Annotated in this window: 15 protein-coding genes; 8 read left to right on the top strand and 7 right to left on the bottom strand. The window is 39.6% G+C overall.

Features of this window, described 5'->3' with window-relative positions:
• Window positions 1-299: 299 nt before the first annotated feature.
• Entirely contained in the window at window positions 300-1574 is a 1275-nt protein-coding gene (locus ACFE93_RS05380) for a glycosyltransferase family 4 protein (RefSeq protein WP_375472341.1), read from the bottom strand.
• 498 nt (window positions 1575-2072) lie between these two features.
• Here ACFE93_RS05380 and ACFE93_RS05375 point away from each other — a divergent pair, with 498 nt between their 5' ends.
• The 7 genes from ACFE93_RS05375 (at window position 2073) to ACFE93_RS05345 (ending at window position 9571) form a co-directional block, all read left to right on the top strand.
• Window positions 2073-3251 carry a DNA cytosine methyltransferase gene (locus ACFE93_RS05375; protein WP_375472340.1) on the top strand — a complete coding sequence of 393 codons (1179 nt, stop codon included), beginning with the start codon at window positions 2073-2075 and terminating at the stop codon, window positions 3249-3251.
• 170 nt (window positions 3252-3421) lie between these two features.
• The gene (gene deoC / locus ACFE93_RS05370) at window positions 3422-4102 is read left to right on the top strand and encodes a deoxyribose-phosphate aldolase (protein ID WP_375472339.1); all 681 of its coding nucleotides are present in this window, start codon (window positions 3422-3424) and stop codon (window positions 4100-4102) included.
• A gap of 90 nt (window positions 4103-4192) precedes the next feature.
• Window positions 4193-5242 (top strand): DNA repair protein RecO, encoded by a 1050-nt coding sequence (gene recO / locus ACFE93_RS05365; protein ID WP_375472338.1) that lies wholly within the window; start codon window positions 4193-4195, stop codon window positions 5240-5242.
• Entirely contained in the window at window positions 5229-6881 is a 1653-nt protein-coding gene (locus ACFE93_RS05360) for an MFS transporter (RefSeq protein ID WP_375472364.1), read from the top strand. Before recO ends, ACFE93_RS05360 begins: the two co-directional genes overlap by 14 nt.
• A gap of 357 nt (window positions 6882-7238) precedes the next feature.
• Window positions 7239-8387: a glycosyltransferase family 4 protein gene (locus ACFE93_RS05355; protein ID WP_375472337.1), complete on the top strand. Its 1149-nt coding sequence runs from the start codon at window positions 7239-7241 to the stop codon at window positions 8385-8387.
• Between the two features lie 179 nt (window positions 8388-8566).
• A complete protein-coding gene (locus ACFE93_RS05350) occupies window positions 8567-8962 on the top strand; it encodes a hypothetical protein (RefSeq protein WP_375472336.1) in 396 nt (131 codons plus the stop codon).
• Window positions 8963-9127: 165 nt separating this feature from the next.
• Window positions 9128-9571, top strand: a complete 444-nt coding sequence (locus ACFE93_RS05345) for a DUF29 domain-containing protein (protein WP_375472335.1) — start codon at window positions 9128-9130, stop codon at window positions 9569-9571.
• A 61-nt stretch (window positions 9572-9632) separates the two neighbouring features.
• Here ACFE93_RS05345 and ACFE93_RS05340 read toward each other — a convergent pair whose 3' ends face one another.
• From ACFE93_RS05340 to ACFE93_RS05315, 6 genes are all read right to left on the bottom strand, one after another.
• Window positions 9633-10445, bottom strand: a complete 813-nt coding sequence (locus tag ACFE93_RS05340) for a peptidase (RefSeq protein WP_375472334.1) — start codon at window positions 10443-10445, stop codon at window positions 9633-9635.
• A 10-nt stretch (window positions 10446-10455) separates the two neighbouring features.
• Window positions 10456-10689, bottom strand: coding sequence for a preprotein translocase subunit SecG (secG, locus tag ACFE93_RS05335; protein ID WP_375472333.1), 234 nt, complete (start codon window positions 10687-10689; stop codon window positions 10456-10458).
• A gap of 98 nt (window positions 10690-10787) precedes the next feature.
• Entirely contained in the window at window positions 10788-12386 is a 1599-nt protein-coding gene (gpmI, locus tag ACFE93_RS05330) for a 2,3-bisphosphoglycerate-independent phosphoglycerate mutase (RefSeq protein WP_375472332.1), read from the bottom strand.
• Between the two features lie 221 nt (window positions 12387-12607).
• On the bottom strand, window positions 12608-14302 hold the full coding sequence (locus ACFE93_RS05325; protein WP_375472331.1) for an ABC-F family ATP-binding cassette domain-containing protein: 1695 nt from the start codon (window positions 14300-14302) through the stop codon (window positions 12608-12610).
• Window positions 14303-14457: 155 nt separating this feature from the next.
• Window positions 14458-15264, bottom strand: a complete 807-nt coding sequence (locus ACFE93_RS05320; protein WP_375472330.1) for an Rpn family recombination-promoting nuclease/putative transposase — start codon at window positions 15262-15264, stop codon at window positions 14458-14460.
• Between the two features lie 34 nt (window positions 15265-15298).
• Window positions 15299-15796 carry a hypothetical protein gene (locus ACFE93_RS05315; protein WP_375472329.1) on the bottom strand — a complete coding sequence of 166 codons (498 nt, stop codon included), beginning with the start codon at window positions 15794-15796 and terminating at the stop codon, window positions 15299-15301.
• Window positions 15797-16172: 376 nt separating this feature from the next.
• Here ACFE93_RS05315 and ACFE93_RS05310 point away from each other — a divergent pair, with 376 nt between their 5' ends.
• Window positions 16173-18212: a hypothetical protein gene (locus tag ACFE93_RS05310; protein WP_375472328.1), complete on the top strand. Its 2040-nt coding sequence runs from the start codon at window positions 16173-16175 to the stop codon at window positions 18210-18212.
• Window positions 18213-18269: the final 57 nt, after the last annotated feature.

Below are 18269 nucleotides of genomic sequence, written 5' to 3'. Positions count from 1 at the left end.
TCTAGGCTTTATACTGTTTGCTAAAAATTACGACATAACACAGCATACTAATGACTGGTCTAGCAAAAGTGCGATTTTTATATGTAAAGTATTAAATATTGTAAAATACCTTTTAATCAATTACCCACGGATTGAATGAAGTGAAGCCGTGAGATTTTAGTTCAACAATCCACTAAAAACCTACTTATCTATCGTTATATAATTTTTAGTAAAATTTGTTACTATTAGCATATTTTTTTACTTAGACATGAGGGCATAATTGCAATTTTTACAGATGCAACATAACTTTGCTACAAAGATTAAACTTCTTGTTTCGTAACTATCCCTGTAGACTGAATTGCTCTACGATCTGCTGTCAATGAGTAACACAAAGACTCATACTGATTTAAAGCTTGCTCAAAAGCATATTGCTCAACGGCATATTGGCGACTTTTGTAACCCAGAGTTTTGACTTTTTCGGGGTTTTGGTACAAATCTAAAATGGCCTTCGCTAAAGCTTGGGGATCTTCTGGAGGAACAATAACTCCGCCGCCACTTTGCCTAATGGCTCTTGCTGCCGTACCATTGTCGGGGACAGAGGCAACTAAGGCCCCTCCACTAGCAAGTAGCACTTGAATTTTTGACGGCATATTGAAGGATACAACATTTTTCTTTTGCACCACTAAACCAATATCCGCAGCTGCTAACATCTGTGGTAAATCTTTGCGGGGTTGAAATGGCAGTAACAACACATTATCTGCGCCGCAGTCTAAACATTCCTGTTGCAATCGCTGTAGACCTTTTGCCTCTCCAACGATGACAAAGACAATACTTGGGATATGGCGCAAGACAGAAGCAGCTTTGACAACGCTTTCTAAGCCTTGGGTTAGGGCAATGTTACCAGAATACAGTACTACAAATTTGCCGTTTAGATTATGTGCTGTGCGGAAAGCATTATCTTCTTTAGGCAAAGGACGGATAAAATTTACATCAACCCAATTGGGAATTTGCACAATTTTGTCAGCTTCTACGCCCTTAGAGCGCAAATTGTCCACAAACCCATCAGCAATGACGCTAATTTTACTGGCACTGCTGTAGGCAAATTTTTCCAAGAATGTAAACAACCGGATAAGTAATTTATTTTTCAGTAAACCGACATGGACGGCTGCTTCTGGTAAGATATCTTGTAGATTTAAAATCACAGGACAAGCACGTAACCATCCTAAAAGCGCAACTGGTACACAGCTTGGCAAGGATGGCGATGTTGAGAGAATCACATCTGGACGCCAACCGATGAGGGCGGGTACAAAGCTAGTGACTACGAAACTAGCATCTAATAACACCCGATCTAATAGGTTAGGTTGTGGACGAATCCAAACGTAACTGCGTTGAATTTGAACGCCATTTTTATATTCGTTGACATACCATTTGCCCCGATATTCCTGGTAAATTTGCCGCTCAGGGTAGTTGGGCATAGCGGTAACTACACGCACTTCATGCCCACGTTTCACTAGTCCCTCTGCTAATTCAGTCATCAGTGGGGCAATACCAATCGGTTCTGGATAGTAGTTATAGGAGTAAATTAAAATCCGCATAAAATTTAGTCCGAAGTACCCCGGTTTTTTATTTAATGACAAATATTTGTCTGGAATATCATTTGGGCTTGTAAACCCCTATATTTAATTGTGACTCTAGACTCTTTTTCTGTCAGGTATTTTCCTTAAAGATTGAGTAAACTTTGAGATGTAATACTTAGGGGTACTGTAAATTTTTTTTACTATTTCAGCAGTTTTTCAATTGTTATTTTTTGATTGTACTTACGTAGAAAGCCTAAGTATATAGGACTCCTATTTGATTTTTGAACAAGACTCAGTACGAATCTATCCCTTCTTTCCTTTTCCCCGTTCCCTATTCCCTATTCCCTGCCCACGCAAGTAAATTCAGGAATCAAACCGGATTCCTATATTAGATTTTACTAACCCTTAAAACCAAATTGGGATAGTTAGTATTAACTCTCTCTATAAGTGACGCAGATAACCTATTTTCCTAGAATCTGAATACTAATAATACTTTTTGCTCGTACTAGTAATTCAATGAGCGATCGCCCTTGTATTTTCTCTTTTTTTGCTGGCTCAGGTTTCCTTGATTTAGGTTTTGAAACCAGCGGTTTTAATATTGTTTATGTTAATGAAATCTTCGCCCCATTTATCGCCGCCTATCGACATTCACGAGAAGTTCTGAAAATGCGATCGCCTGAATATGGATATTATCACGGTGAAGCAGCAGATGTAACAAAACTTATTGTTGGAAAAGAAGCACAATACCTTCAAGAATTAGTCAAAGACTGCCGCAAATCTCATAATATAATTGGTTTCATCGGTGGGCCTCCCTGTCCTGATTTTTCTATTGGTGGGAAAAATAGAGGAGGTTTGGGAGATAATGGTAAACTTTCCGCTTCATATATTGAATTAATTTGTCGCAATCTTCCAGATTTCTTTTTATTTGAGAACGTTAAAGGTTTATGGAAGACAACAAAACACCGTTTATTTTTTGAATTGCTCAAGCAAAAGTTACATGAAGCAGGCTACATATTAACAGAGCGATTAATTAATGCTATCGAATATGGCGTACCCCAGGATAGAGAAAGAATTATTTTAATTGGTTTAAAAAATAATTTTCTTCAGGACATAGGGATTAAAATTGGTAGTGAAAAGTTACTACATGAGGAATATTTCCCTTGGGATAATTATATTTTATATCCTCAGGAAAAAGTTTTTGCTTCCCCTTGGCGTAAGTGCGATCCATTTCAAGAAAATTCTCTAATACCTTGTCCTGATGGCATACCTGAAGAACTAACAGTTGAATACTGGTTTAGAAAAAATAACGTTGTGAAACATCCTAATGCTGAAAACTGTTTTCAACCAAGGGCAGGTATCACAAGATTTGCTGCTATTGATGAAGGAGATGATTCTAAAAAGTCTTTCAAGCGTCTGCATAGATGGCGTTACTCTCCGACAGCTTGCTATGGAAATAATGAAGTACATTTACATCCTTACAAAGTCCGACGAATTTCTGTAGCAGAAGCCTTAGCTATCCAATCTTTGCCTGCAAATTTTGTACTTCCAGAAAAAATGTCACTTACTAATATGTTTAAAACTATTGGTAATGGTGTCCCATATTTGGCATCGCAGGCATTAGCTCAAACTATTATTAACTTCTTAATAAATAGCATAAAAAATCCTATTGATATTCCTAGTAATACTACTACTTAGGGTTAACTTAAATACTTGCAGGAATTCCGGGATATCTGTAAAGCCAATATTAAAGACAATTCAGCAGCTTGTTTTCAGGATAAACTCGTAATAAATGTGGTTTAATATATATATAAGAAATGTTTTAATTTTTTATAAAGTTTAATAATCAATCACTGGCAGAAGACACAATGGCAGCAGACTATCCAGACATTGATATTGCGCCATTTATCGATCACTCCCTGTTAATGCCAACGGCTACTCCAGAGCAGGTTGAGCAATGGTGTGAAGAAGCATATAGATTTAACTTTGCGGCGGTTTGTCTGTTTCCTGCTCATGTAAAGCAAGCAGTCGAACTCCTCCACGGTAAAAACCCGAAAGTTTGTACAGTGATAGGCTTTCCTTCTGGTGCAACGACTTCAGCAGTGAAACTGTATGAAGCTCAAGAAGCGGCGGATAGTGGGGCCACTGAGTTGGATGTAGTCATGAACTTGGGCTGGTTAAAAGCTGGCAAAACTGAAAAAGTCCACCGAGAGATTGCCGAAATTTGTGAAGAGACTGGGCAAACAGTCAAGGTAATTTTGGAAACTAACCTGTTGACAGATGCGGAAAAAAAAGTAGCTGCTGAAATAGCTATGGAGGCAGGAGCAGCATTCTTAAAAACTAGTACAGGTTGGAATGGTGGTGCAACTGTGGCAGATGTGCGACTTTTGCAAGAATTGGCAAAAGAAAGGGTAGGAATTAAAGCTTCAGGTGGTATTCACACTATCAATCAAGCCCTAGACTTAATCGTAGCGGGTGCTACTAGATTAGGCACATCTCGCGGTATGGATTTGATCCGCCAGCGCGATAACTTGGGAAAGGGTGAATAGTTATTTGTCCTTTGTCATTTGTCATTTGTCCTAAGCTAATGACCCTTGAGCAATGATTAATAACTACTAATGACTAGTGACTAATGACTAATGAGTAGAACCTACAAAGCAACTGGTATTAATCTTAAAACCCAGGCGCTAGGAGAATCGGATAAAATAGTGACGATTTTGACACGAGAATTCGGTCTAATTCGAGCCGTGGCTCCAGGGTCACGTAAGCACAACTCCAGCCTGGGCGGTAGGAGTGGAATGTTTGTTGTGAATGAACTATTGATTGCCAAAGGGCGATCGCTTGATAAAATTACTCAAGCACAGACGTTAAAAACTTATCCTGGTTTAGCTAAAAATTTGGGAAAACTGGCTGCCAGTCAATATTTAGCAGAAATAGTTCTGTGTGAAGCTTTGAGCGAACAACCCCAAGAAGAACTTTATGATTTGTTCAATGAACATCTCCATCGCTTAGAGGCGATGTCTAGTGCAAATCCATCTGCTGTTTTGGCTCATCTGGCTCATGGTGTATTTCACCTTTTAGCCTTAGCAGGACTGACGCCACAAGTGCAAATCTGCTGCCTATCTCAACGTTCCCTTAAGCCAAACTTCACAGACCCCAACTGGCAGGTAGGATTTAGTATCCCTGCGGGTGGAACGGTTTCCTTAGAAGCTAGGGAACGTTTACGAAAAGAAGGGGAAAGGGAGATAAGGGCAGAGGGGCAGAGGAGCAGAGGAGCAAGGGAGCAGGGGGAGATTAATAACCAATACCCAATGCCCAATACTTCGGCTACGCTCAGTACAAGTGCCCCATCTGCAATGACGCCAGTTGCTTCAACGGATAGCGCAGCGTTAGCGAGTACTCGAGCGTCGGGAACCTCCGCAACGCACTGGCTCCCCAATGCCCAAACAGTTGTTGTGCATCGGCAAGAAATACCTGTGATTTCTAGTCGTTTGGGTGCTATGGAACTAGCTTTGCTTCAACAGCTGTCACAACCAGAGATAATGCAAATTGATGGTGCTAGAGATTATGACTGGTTATCTGTTGAGCAGATTTTGCGCCAGTATGCTCAATATCAATTAGGTCGCCCTATTCGCTCTGCTACGTTGATCGACTCTTATTTTGCTGCCAACCATGATGCAACCGTCTGATTTGGATAAAAAAATCCTGCCTTTGTCACCAAGCCCCGCCAAAAAACAGAATAGGGTATCAGATCCTACAGTCAGGAATCACTTGAGTGCTGTTCCCAAGTCTACACCTAGTCAAATAAATGGCCAAGAAATGTCCCCAAAAGATGTTTCTAATAACGATCAAAATTGGACAGAGGAGATCCCAAAAACTGATCTTCCAAGCCAATCAGAAACACAATCTGAGGATAAATTAACCACTGCTGAGATAGATAGCAATGGCGTTCGTAATGGGCAAAATTTGCCAATAGCCACTATTCCAGAAAAAGAATTACCGAAATTAGATGCCTCTGGTTCAGGTGGAGAAGCTATTGCAGGGAATGTAAAACAGCTAGGATTTTTACCTGTATTAAAAAATCCTAATTTCTTGGCTCTTTGGGGCGGTCAAGTTTTCTCCCAACTAGCAGATAAAGTTTATTTGGTGCTGATGATTGCCTTGATTAATACTCAGTTTCAAGGAAGCAATCAGAGTATTAGTGGTTGGGTATCAGTCTTGATGATGGCTTTTACTATTCCAGCCGTATTGTTTGGTTCCGTTGCTGGCGTGTTTGTCGATCGCTGGTCGAAAAAGGCTGTGCTGGTGGCAACAAATATTTGGCGTGGCATCCTGGTTTTGTCAATTCCCTTCCTGCTGTGGTTGACTCATGACTGGAAACCCATAGGAGTACTGCCAGTGGGTTTTTTGATCATTCTGGGTGTGACTTTTTTAGTTTCGACTTTGACGCAGTTTTTTGCACCAGCGGAACAGGCGGCAATTCCTTTAATCGTAAAAGAACAGGATTTACTCTCAGCAAATTCGCTTTATACGACAACGATGATGGCATCGGTGATTGTTGGGTTTGCTGTTGGAGAACCATTGTTGGCGATCGCAGATGGACTTTGGCTGCAAATTGGTGGTAGTGGTAGTTTGGGCAAAGAATTTTTAGTCGGTGGTAGTTATGCGATCGCAGGACTAATTTTGTTCCTCCTGGCAACTAAGGAAAAACACCACCACCCCGATACGGAATTCCCTCACGTATTCTCTGACTTGCGAGACGGTTTTGCCTATCTCAAAGCAAATCAGCGCGTCCGCAATGCTTTGCTTCAACTGATTATCTTGTTTTCTGTCTTTGCAGCATTAACTGTTTTAGCCGTTCGGATGGCGGAAATAATTCCCAACATGAAAGCCTCTCAGTTTGGCTTTTTATTAGCAGCTGGCGGTGTTGGCATCGCTGGTGGAGCAGCAATTCTCGGTCAATTTGGTCAACGCTTCTCCTATACTCAGCTAAGTCTGTATGGTTGTATGGGTATGGCAGCATCCCTGATTGGTCTGTCAGTATTTACAACTCAACTGTGGCTCGTATTGTTACTGGTGGCGCTAGTGGGTATCTTTGGGGCACTAGTGGGAATTCCTATGCAAACTGCAATCCAAACAGAAACACCTCCAGAAATGCGTGGTAAAGTTTTTGGCTTGCAAAACAATGTAATTAATATTGCCCTTTCCTTACCTTTAGCATTAGCTGGTGTCGCAGAAACCTTTCTGGGATTACAGGTTGTTTTTTTGGGATTAGCTGCGATCGTCTTTTCAGGAGGTATATTAACTTGGTATAACTCACACAAGTAGTTATCAGCTAATAGTAGTTATTATTCATTACCTTGACGTAATTAATAATTTACTTAAAGCTTTTGTGTTCATGGTAAACTGTTGCCAGTGAAAATTTATCACATACTTGCCGGATATGAATCTGACATTAGTCAGAATAAGTTGTTTAAATATCAGAAATTAACAACTTATAACTAAAATAAATAAAGCCATAAATTTACTGGTTTAATCAGCTGATAATAAGCTTTTAAACTAGTAGAAACTTGTGGAAATTTTTAATAAATAAAAAAACCAGCAAGTATAGCTAGATAAAAGAAAAATCACAAAGGACACACAAGTAATAAGATTAAACCTGCTTTTCTTACAGCTAAATAAAGAATGCGTATAGCCTGGATTGGAAAAAAATCACCTTTTTGCGGCAATGTCACCTACAGTCGAGAAATTACAAATGCCTTGCTAGATAGGGGACATCAAGTTAGCTTTCTTCACTTCGCCCAGGAAGAGTCTGAACCTGATAATTGGCCAAATCTTCGAGAGGTTTCCCTACCTTTCATTTACAAGTCCCAGGTTTACACAATTCCCACTTTTAAAGCCACCAAAGTTTTAACCGATTCACTGCGGGAAATCAAACCAGATGTAGTCCATGCTTCCTTGACATTATCTCCTCTGGACTTTTTTCTACCGGAAATCTGTGAAGAACTGAGGTTGCCCTTAGTTGCTACTTTTCACACACCATTTGCTGGCAAAGGGGCAAAGCTGGTATCAGGAACACAACTTTTGGCTTATCAGCTCTACGCACCTTTTTTAGTTAACTACGATCGCGTGATTGTATTTTCCCAAATTCAGCGAGAATTATTGGCAGGGATGGGCGTAAGAGAAGAAAATATTGCCGTAATTCCCAACGGTGTTGATACCGCCAAGTATTCTCCAGGATTTTCTCAAATCAAAGCAGAATTAAAAGCCGAACGCTTGTTTGTTTATCAGGGTCGCATAGCGCCAGAGAAAAATGTCGAAGCTCTCCTCCGAGCTTGGAAGCAGTCGGCAATGGCGCCTGGTAGTAAGTTGCTAATTGTTGGTGACGGTCCTTTGAAGTCTTCCTTAGAGCCGTTTTTTGGTTCAGAATACGGCATTATCTGGTTGGGATTTGTCGCTGATGAAGACCGACGCATCGAAATTTTGCGGGGCGCAGATGTATTTGTTTTGCCTTCATTGGTTGAGGGTTTGTCCTTATCTCTGTTAGAAGGAATGTCGTGTGGGTTGGCTTGTTTAGCAACAGATGTGGGTGCAGATGGAGAAGTATTGGAAAAGGGTGCGGGTGTAGTTATTAGTACCAAAACAGCGCGATCGCAATTAAGAACCCTCTTACCAGTGTTGCAAGACCATCCAGAATTAACAACCTTACTGGGGCAAAAAGCTAGACAGCGTGTATTAGACCGCTATACCCTTAGTAAAAATATTAGTCTGCTGGAAGAACTTTATAAAGGAGTTTTAGCACAGCGACCTCTACCGCTAAGTCGTAGAGCGTAGGGAAAGGGAAAAAGTGCCATCGCACTGGAAATTTTCAGATGGTAATGAGTGCGATCGGGTAACAATGTTAGGCAGTATTGGCTAGTATTCTAGTTATGCAATGATTTGTTACTTTATGAATGCAGATGCCTGACTAAGAATTCTCTTACCAGTTTTATAAGATATCTAGAGTTCACGAAATGAAGTATGACGCAAGTCAGATAAAGTTGAGAAATATCCCTGACTTAGAGCAGCTAGAAGATGGAAAGTGCTGCCGAACATATATCTATTGCTTCACAAATCCGTTACCCGAACAAAACGTTATTGACCAAATTGCAAATAGTTTGGAGAAGAGATTTATCTTTTCAAAGGAAGTATATGAGATTCCTGAAGATGTTGAAATTTGTGCATCTATTTTCATAGAGCGTTTACAAGATAACGAAGCCAGAGTTCGTGTTTTGACAGATCAACCTGAAGAAACTTGCGTTTACCTCTTTGGGACATTCACTCTGCCACGCCAAATTGAGGAAAGGTTTGGAATTGTACAGTCGATTCAGGGGCAACAGCGAGAGACTTGGATTACTGACAGACGGTAGTGTAGAACTTTTGGTTGGTTGTTCTTCTGGGAGTCGCTGGATATCTTCTGACTTAACTTATGAGTGCTGTGTATCTTTTTTTTCTGGGCAATTATCGGCAAAAATTAATAAATTAGTTAACATGAAATAATAAATAACAGTAAATTAAAGCTACAAAATCAACAAATGACTGCAATCATCGACATAAAAACATTATATGAATCCAATTACCTGCAATGGTTAGAGGAGACTATTAAATGTCTCAAAAATCGACAATTAGCAGACGTTGACTATGAAAACTTAATAGAAGAATTGGAAGATTTGGCTAAAAATGAGAAAAGGCGAGTAAGAAGTTTATTGGAACAGATTATTAGACATTTATTACTTTATCAATATTGGGATTTAGAAAAGCCAAGAAATGCTAATCATTGGAGTGCGGAAATTATTAGTTTTCGGAACCAAGTAAATGAAGATTTAAGTGCCAATTTACGCAATTATTTAGAGGAAAATTTCAGCATAATTTATAGCAATGGCTTAGATTATGTTAAAGCTAAAACAAATTTAACCAATTTACCTGAATTATGTCCTTATACCTTAGAGCAAATTTTGGATAAAAATTGGTTGCTTTAATCTTAAATTTTGATTTTTTACACAAAACATATTTATATTTTAACTCAGCAACATCATAAAATTAAGTCGCTGAATTATCCACTAAAGACCATCCTAAACTGGTTGGCTGTTCATAAACCCGCTTTAGAGTATTTACATCTCTGAAAGAAATAGTTGACGGGTTACGAACTTGAGAAAAGTATAAAGCATCAGTTTGTAACGGACTATGACCCCAAATTCCTAGCGCATGACCGAATTCGTGGCGGGCTGCTGCAATTAGATACTCACCTGTTTGACTAGGACTTAGCAAGATGGTGAAGCGGTGGGATAAAACTTTGTTACTGGTGTATAACTCGTAAGTAGTTTGTGCCGATCGCGCACGAGGTATATTACTACCAGAAGAAATCTGTAGAGGTGGCGTTTTTCGCACAATTGTAATATCAGCAATTTCTGGCTGTTCGACTACTGTTAAAGGTAAATAAGTACTCCACTCTTGTACACCCTGCAAGACACCATTAACCCATGCTTGAGCTTGTTTTTCACTGACTGATTTTGGTGGTTCTGCGTAAACTTTAACAGGAAATTGTGACCAAACTAAATAACCTACTTGGGTTGTTGTAACTTGGGAAAAGTAGTCACCACTGTTAGTGCTATCTTGCCACTGTGCGAGTGTGGGCGGTAAGGGATGGGGTTTTGGGGAAGATGAAGTGGGGAGAGAGATTATTAAGTCTGGATATACATGCTCTGGTATTCCTGTCAATCCATCACTCGACTGGAGATTAGTAAAAACTATTAACAGCCCTATGCCAAGAAATAAGGCAAGAGCTGTAATTAACCGCCGTGAAATTAAATTTATTAGAGTTTTAAATATCGGGTGTTGGGTTCTTTTTCCCATTTACCTATCCTTATTTAGGCAGCCAACCAGCACTTAAAACTACTGTCAAACCAAGAAAAATTACTGTCAATGCCCAAGTAATTCGGTTTAAGGTATTTTCTGCACTTTTAGTACTGCTAAATAGCTGGGCTTGTCCGCCAATCGCCCCAACACCATCACCTTTAGGGCTATGCAGCAAAACTAAGATAATCAAACCAATGGCGGAAAATGCCCAAATGCCTTGTACGATATTAGTAACTGTCATGGTAGGAATCTCGTTTATAACAAGTTTTAAAAAACAGAATTCAGAATTCAGAAGTTAGGAGTTTTTAGTAAACTCCTAACTCATTACTCAGCAATCTTTTACAGCCCTACTTGTACGGGAGTGCGAGTACGTTGTAGCTCGTATTCTGCTGTTTTCAGCAGCGATCGCCCGGTCATTTCTGGTGGCTGAGGCAGCTGTAAAATCTCTAAAATTGTAGGGGCAATGTCGGATAGCTTGCCATCGCTTCGCAGTTCGACATTTGTACCATATCCAGGGATTTTGACTTTCTCTCCTTCCACCAAGATGAAGGGGACTGGGTTAGTGGTGTGGGCTGTCCAGGGATTACCCCCATTATCTAGCATATACTCGGCGTTGCCGTGGTCGGCAGTAATAATTGTTGTACCGCCGACTTTGATAACGCTCTCTAATAGGCGACCCAAACAGCGATCGACTGTTTCAACTGCTGTAATGGTAGCGTCGATTTGACCAGTATGCCCTACCATGTCTGGGTTGGCATAGTTAATCACAACTAGAGAATATGTACCCTTTTGAATCGCAGCGATCGCTACATTTGTAACTGCTGCTGCTGACATCGCTGGGGCGTGGTCGTAAGTCGCTACCATCGGGCTGCTTACTAATTCCCGATCTTCTCCGGGAAAAGGTTCCTCCAGACCCCCATTAAAGAAATAGGTGACGTGGGCGTATTTCTCTGTTTCAGCGGTGCGGAACTGATTCAAACTATGATTGGCTATAACTTCTCCCAGAATGTTACTGAGATTCTGAGGCTCAAAGGCTACAGCCACGGGTAAGTCTGAATCATACTGCGTAAAGGTGACAAAGGACAACGGTGTGATTTGCTGTCTTTCAAAACCATTGAATGTGGGACTGACTAAAGCTTGAGTCAGTTGTCTGGAGCGATCGGGGCGGAAGTTGAAAAATATCACCCCATCCCCTGGTTGTATTGCGCCGGGAGCAATTCGGATGGGGTTGACAAATTCATCTTTTATCCCTATGTCGTAAGATGCTTGCAAGACTTCCACAGCCTTGAGACCATTACCAACACTATCTTGTATCATCATGTCGTAGGCGCGTTTGACCCGATCCCAGCGGTGATCGCGATCCATCGCGTAGTAGCGACCGCTGAGGGTGACTATGCGCCCAATTCCTATGCGGTCTATATAATCTTGCAGCAGTGCGATTGTTCTTACACCGTCAGTTGGGGCGGTGTCACGACCATCGGTGATAGCGTGAATACAAACTTCTGGAATTCGCTGGTTTTTGGCTAAGTCAAGTAGTCCGAATAGATGGGTGATATGCGAATGTACCCCTCCCTCAGAACAAAGCCCGACTAGATGCAGCTTGCTATTCCGAGAACGAACTTCCTGGCAAATTTTGACAAGTGCTGGGTTTAAGGCAATAGAACCGTCTTCGACTGCATCGGAGATGCGTACAAGTTCTTGCGGTACCACTCGCCCAGCACCAATGTTCAAATGACCAACTTCCGAGTTGCCCATTTGACCCTCTGGCAACCCTACGGCTTTTCCTGAAGTGTGGATGAGGGTGTGCGGGTAAGCTGCCCATAAACTGTCCACGATTGGAGTTTTAGCAGCAACAATAGCGTTTCCTCGCCTTTCCTCGCAGTAGCCCCATCCGTCTAAAATGACTAGCACCACAGGAGCAACAGGTGCTTTGGTCATAGTAAAATTGCCCTTTACTTTTTGTAATACCCGAATGATACCACTGCTAATCCACGCCGCAAGTGAATTTTTGCTTATTAATTTCTTTTATGAAGGACTTGCAGTCTTTTGAAATATTTTTTTAATTTTAGGAATTTCCCTGTGATGTTTTTAAAAGCTAATAAGGAGTTGTTACTTAGTAGTAGCATTTTCGCGCTACTACTAAGTCCTTTTCTAGTTTTTCATTTCCTTTTTGTAGAAGCTTTAGCCGCTTTAGCAGCTTTTTTCGCTGCTTTTTCGGCTTCTATTGTAGCTAACTTTGCCTGTTCTTTTTCTTCGGCAATTTTCTGGAGATAGTAATGATAATCTCCTAAATAGACGCGGAATTCTCCATCACGAATTTCGACGATTTTATTTGCTACTTGAGAAATAAAGTAGCGGTCATGAGAGACTACAATTGCCGTGCCATCATAGTTTTGTAGGGACTCTTCCAGCATTTCTTTAGCTGGAATATCTAGGTGGTTTGTCGGCTCATCTAAAATTAGTAAGTTTGCAGGACGTAAAAGCATTTTTGCCAACGCTAGACGAGCTTTTTCTCCTCCACTTAATGCTCCAACTGCTTTAAATACAGTATCACCAGTGAATAAGAAGCGTCCCAAAAGGGTGCGGACTTCTTGATTATCCCAGTCAGGTACTTCATCATGGATAGTTTCCATGACAGTTTTCTTCAAGTCTAAAGCTTCAGCTTGATTTTGCTCAAAGTAACCGGGAAGAACGTTATGATCCCCTAATTTAACGCTACCTTCTGTGGGTGGTTCCATACCCATAATTACGCGCAGAAGGGTAGATTTCCCAGCACCATTGGGGCCAAGAAAAGCAATGCGATCGCCTCTTTCAATTAGCAGATTTGCTGCCAAAAACAGTATTTTATCACCATAGAGGTGAGTTAAATCTTTAATATCAACTACCTCGCGTCCACTGCGGGGTGCAGGGGGAAAACGGAAGTGTAGAGTTCTTACCCCAGCAATGGGTGCTTCAATGCGTTCAATTTTGTCGAGTTGCTTTTCTCGGCTTTTTGCCTGGGTACTGCGGGTAGCACTGGCGCGAAATCTATCAACAAAGGTTTGCTGTTTCTCTAATTCTTTTTGCTGGCGTTCGTAAGCACTAAGTTGTGCTGATTGACTTTCGGCTTTTTGTGACAAATATGCCGAGTAGTTACCAAGATAAGTACTGGAAACGCCACGTTCAGTTTCCACAATTTGGGTGCAGAGGCGGTCAAGGAACTCCCGGTCATGGGAGACTATTACCATCGGCGTAATCAGCCCTCTGAGGTAATTTTCCAGCCACTCAATGGTTTCTAAATCTAGGTGGTTAGTCGGTTCATCCAGCAGCAACAAGTCGGGTTTTTGCAGGAGGATTTTACCTAAACTCATCCGCATTTGCCAACCACCACTGAAGGCGCTGACGAGGCGATCGCCATCTTCTACCCCAAACCCCATCTCTGGTAAAATTTTCCCGATGCGTGCATCTAAGTTGTAGCCATCCAAGGCTTCAAATTTGCGCTGCAAGCGATCCAACTTGTCGATCAGTCGATCCAGTTCCTCTGGGGTAGCCGTTTCCATTTCTCGTGGTATGTGCGCCAGAGATAACTGTACTTCGTTGGCTTCTTTGAAGACAGTCCAAAATTCTTCTCTAACGGTGCGGGTGGGGTCTACTTCAAACTCTTGGTTGAGGTAGGCTATATGTAAGCTATTGGGACGGATAATTTCGCCGCCGGTGGGTTCAATTTCCCCAGAGATGATTTTGAGTTGGGTAGATTTTCCAGCACCGTTGACACCGACTAAGCCAATGCGATCGCCTGGTTTAACTTCCCAGTTGATATCTTTGAGAACTTCGCCTGTGGAATAAATTTTACTTATATGTTCTAGTCGCAGCATTAAGTTTCTCTCAGGTAGGGAGTGGGTGGTTGAGGACGAAGTACTAACACCGCCTCTAATATTAACAAAAATTAACTATAAATTCGTCGCGATCAAGTTGGGGAGCCACAAACCAAATTTGGCTTGAGTCACGGATAAAATTTACCACATCCATCTCAAGGCTGGCTTTGTGTTACTTGTCTAATTTCTTCGACACTTAAATCTAAGGCTTCTGCTACTTGCTCTACAGTCAACCCTGCTGCCAACATTGCTGGGACTGCTTTTAGTTTCCCTTTAAGCTCACCTCTAACTTCACCTTGTTCAATGCCTTCCTGAAAGGCTTCCTGATAAAATCTGGTTTGCTTTAACTCGCTTAAGCCAAACATTTCTTCCATCTCCTCCCTACTCATTGTGGGAAACTTGTAAGCCAAAATAGTCTCTATAAATTGTAATAATTGCTGTTGTTTTGATGGTGAGTTTATTTCTGACTTGGTTCTGTTTATCAACTCCCTTGCTTGTGCGATCGCTATATCATCGGTTGCAACTACTAATTTAGCAGTTGCAATGCCAATTGGAAGCGATGTACCTTCCCCTAATTCATCCAAATAAATGCACCTGACGCGCCCACTTGTGAAAAACTCACGGTAATGTTTGATATTGCCTATATCTACATTCCTATTTGGGTATAAAACCACAGCACCCCAGTCATTTGATGGTTGATTCTGACGGATGTATAAACATATTTCTGCAATTAGCCGTGAATAAATTTCCCCATCAGCTTGAAATTGCACTTCAACAAAGTAAATCGGGTTCTCGCTTCCTTGTGTTGGTAGAAACACACCATCGATTCTGAAGGCTGTTTGTTTAATTTCAACTGATGAAAATTGATACAGGCTAGCTGATTCGGGAGGATTACCAATAAGCTCAAAAAATATATCAGGGAATTCTTGAAACAGCCGATAAAAGATGATATCTGTTTTCACAAATTTATATCATTTGAATATTTTGATTTGCTACTTATATGTTGCTTGATTCTTCCAAACCATCTCGTACTTTCAGCAATTGCTCTTTTGCCATCCCTAATATACGTGATAGGGGAGCTAATAAACTATCATCAAATGCTTCTCCAGCATAAATATTATTCAGTTCAGTAGGGGATAATTTAAAGGTGTCGCAGAATTTAGCAAACTCCTGATTACTCAAGTCAAGCTCTTTTTGTCTATCATGAAGTAAAACTGCGATCGCTCTCGTTCCATGCTTGGGACGCTCACTATTTTTTACATATTTTTCCATTAAATAATAGACTTTCCTCGTATCGCCTCCCAGCTTTTTAATTAAATCAGTACAAGCCATTTTTAGTGCTTTTTTTAAAACTTCTTCTTCATTTAGAAACTTAATAATTTCGCTAGCATATTCTGGTTTAAAAAATCCCACCAAATCACCTTTATGGTAAATTGGTATATAAGGCTCATTTGATTCAAAATGCCAATCTAACGGTTCGTTGCGTAGAGACATAGATACCCCTCTAAATCATTTAAGATTTCACCATTTTAAAACCATTTATTCTTTAACTGCCAGTGGTAATATTGGAAACATCTCACTTTTGTAAAAATACCATAGGCGATTAGAAATCGCAGCTATACAGACAAAACCCATCTGCGTGGGTTTCAACTTCCTGAAGTCTGCACAGACTGACTTAGTTTGTGTAACCGTTATGTATTTCTACCAGAACCTCGAACTCAACTAAAATTAGCGGCCTCGCTCATCGGCAAGTGGCTAAAGGGTTGCCAGAGGTTTGTTTGGTAGTGTTCTGAGGCTTTTGTTAGATATTCAACCACAATGGGCATACTGTAAATATCAAGTAAGTAAGCGTCGAAAAAGGGTAAACAGTATGTTGACGATAACGTGGCAAGAAGAAATTGCATCCTTGAAACAAAATTTGAAGAAGGAAATAAATAAACTTTCAAGTCATTCTGAGATTAATATACCTAATCATATTTGCATCAATAATTTAAAATCCAAGTTAGAACGATTAGATGAAATAGAAAAAATTCTTAGTATAGAAAAATATAAAATTGTTTTTATAGGTACTATTGGTCAAGGAAAGACCACAGCTATTTGTCATCTTTTTAATTTAATAAGCGACTTCAATGTTTCCAAAACTATTGCCAATAAGTCTCGAAATGTAATCGAAACCAAAGAGTTACTATCAACAGGAGCAGGTAAAACTACTATATGTGAAGTAATTATCAAAGCTGCAGGAAAAACTTACATAGAGATAGAGCCTTATACGGTTGATGAGATGGAAAATCTTATTTTTGAATTCTGCGACTATATTGCAGATAAAGATAAAGACAATCCTCAAGCAGATCAGAAGGTAATTATTTCTAAAGAAATTGAAAGGGCTATTAGAAATATCATAGAAATGAAGTTACAATATAAAACAATTTATGAAAGTGAGAAAAAGAAAACTGAAATAATTGATCCAGCTAAGGAAAAATTTGATTTATTAGGATTTGATGAAATTAAAAAGGTTGCTTTGAATAATGCAAAGCTGGAATCCAGAACTACCACTAAAATCGAATTTAATAATCAGAATAATGAGCAAGAATGGATAAAAAACACCTTTGCTGCCATTAATAATGTTGAGTTTGATAAATTTGCTATTCCTAGAAAAATATATCTTTATGTGAGCTATGATGTTTTATCTGGCTCAAACTTGTCTCAGTTCGATTCAGTTGTGGATACTAAAGGACTTGATGAAAATCCAATTCGTAAGGACTTGCAGAAATATATTGAAAATCAGGATACTATCTGTCTCTTTGTCACTTCTTTTAATGATGCTCCTGAAGCTAATATTAGGAAACTAATAGGTTATCATCTTACATCTAAATCCAAAGATTTTCATCATAGATTTGTAACTTTGGTATTAGCTCACAAAAATCAACCTGAAAAAGTGCATGGATGTGATGGAGATTGGGATACAGGAGTTCAAATCAGAAAAGAAGAAGTTCAAGCTACATTTAGAAATTTGAATTTAGATTTTTTCATAGAAAACATTTTGTTCTATGATGCTTTGAGATACTACCGTGATGATATAGTCAAGCTAAATACTGATATTTACAGTGAAGAAGATGTACAAGCAGAAAAAAATGAATTCATTGAAGCCATAGTGGGTGTAGTAGAACGTAGAAAAAATATTTTATTAGATGAAATAAAGGATATTACAGAAAGCTTTACGAGAATAAAAAATGGTGATGCTTTAACAGGATCAGAAATCAAGGCAATTGAAAAAGCCATTCAGAAGATAAAGAATTTACGGGATTTGAGTAAAAGAGTACCTAGTTTTGTTTATAAAGACCAAGGTCTAGATAAAGGTTTTGTTACTAAATATGTTGAACATTATCGTACCGTTTATCCAGCATGGAATACTAAACACGCTATTCATAGAAACTTTGGTTCCTATGAGCCAAGGAATATAGATATATATTACGACATGAGGGTTTTTGCTGAGGGAATTGATGAAGATGAAATGTTAAAAAAGTTTACCAAAGAAGCAAAACAGGAATTAGAAAATATCTTGAATGACCTGACATCTGCAAATGAATCTTTAAAGACACTTATCCCTGAATTAGTTATACAATTTAACTCCTTGTATGACAATTTTATAAGTGAAGTAGGAAAAGAGATTCAAAAGGAAGCTAAAAGAAAATTATCGCCTCAAAAAGAAGATTCTGATTTCTGGACAGCTCTAATTAAGGAAAAGGGAAAGGTAAGACCTCCAGGTGAAACCTATACAGATAATGTATGTCAGACTTTGAAGCACGAACTTGAAAAAGAGGAAAGCTTAAATACATTTTTAGAGATTCAAGCAGTAAAGTATTGGAAGAAATTAGTTATTAAAATATTAAGCTTTTTCGGAGAAAAATAGACATATAGCAATTTAAAACTGCATGATAAATAGGGATGTAATAATATTATCTCCCTA

This window comes from uncultured Nostoc sp., from assembly GCF_964247315.1.
GTDB lineage: Bacteria > Cyanobacteriota > Cyanobacteriia > Cyanobacteriales > Nostocaceae > Nostoc.
The sequence above is the reverse complement of the archived record's forward strand: the minus strand, read 5'-3'. Positions and strand labels throughout refer to the sequence as shown.

What these genes read in the sequence shown, in the direction of transcription:
- ACFE93_RS05325 (WP_375472331.1), bottom strand. Translation starts at nt 14,302, where the DNA reads ATGCTGCGACTAGAACATATAAGTAAAATTTATTCCACAGGCGAAGTT.
- gpmI (WP_375472332.1), bottom strand. Translation starts at nt 12,386, where the DNA reads ATGACCAAAGCACCTGTTGCTCCTGTGGTGCTAGTCATTTTAGACGGA.
- deoC (WP_375472339.1), top strand. Translation starts at nt 3,422, where the DNA reads ATGGCAGCAGACTATCCAGACATTGATATTGCGCCATTTATCGATCAC.
- ACFE93_RS05350 (WP_375472336.1), top strand. Translation starts at nt 8,567, where the DNA reads ATGAAGTATGACGCAAGTCAGATAAAGTTGAGAAATATCCCTGACTTA.
- ACFE93_RS05340 (WP_375472334.1), bottom strand. Translation starts at nt 10,445, where the DNA reads ATGGGAAAAAGAACCCAACACCCGATATTTAAAACTCTAATAAATTTA.
- ACFE93_RS05375 (WP_375472340.1), top strand. Translation starts at nt 2,073, where the DNA reads ATGAGCGATCGCCCTTGTATTTTCTCTTTTTTTGCTGGCTCAGGTTTC.
- ACFE93_RS05355 (WP_375472337.1), top strand. Translation starts at nt 7,239, where the DNA reads ATGCGTATAGCCTGGATTGGAAAAAAATCACCTTTTTGCGGCAATGTC.
- ACFE93_RS05360 (WP_375472364.1), top strand. Translation starts at nt 5,229, where the DNA reads ATGCAACCGTCTGATTTGGATAAAAAAATCCTGCCTTTGTCACCAAGC.
- ACFE93_RS05315 (WP_375472329.1), bottom strand. Translation starts at nt 15,796, where the DNA reads ATGTCTCTACGCAACGAACCGTTAGATTGGCATTTTGAATCAAATGAG.
- ACFE93_RS05345 (WP_375472335.1), top strand. Translation starts at nt 9,128, where the DNA reads ATGACTGCAATCATCGACATAAAAACATTATATGAATCCAATTACCTG.
- ACFE93_RS05380 (WP_375472341.1), bottom strand. Translation starts at nt 1,574, where the DNA reads ATGCGGATTTTAATTTACTCCTATAACTACTATCCAGAACCGATTGGT.
- recO (WP_375472338.1), top strand. Translation starts at nt 4,193, where the DNA reads ATGAGTAGAACCTACAAAGCAACTGGTATTAATCTTAAAACCCAGGCG.
- secG (WP_375472333.1), bottom strand. Translation starts at nt 10,689, where the DNA reads ATGACAGTTACTAATATCGTACAAGGCATTTGGGCATTTTCCGCCATT.
- ACFE93_RS05310 (WP_375472328.1), top strand. Translation starts at nt 16,173, where the DNA reads ATGTTGACGATAACGTGGCAAGAAGAAATTGCATCCTTGAAACAAAAT.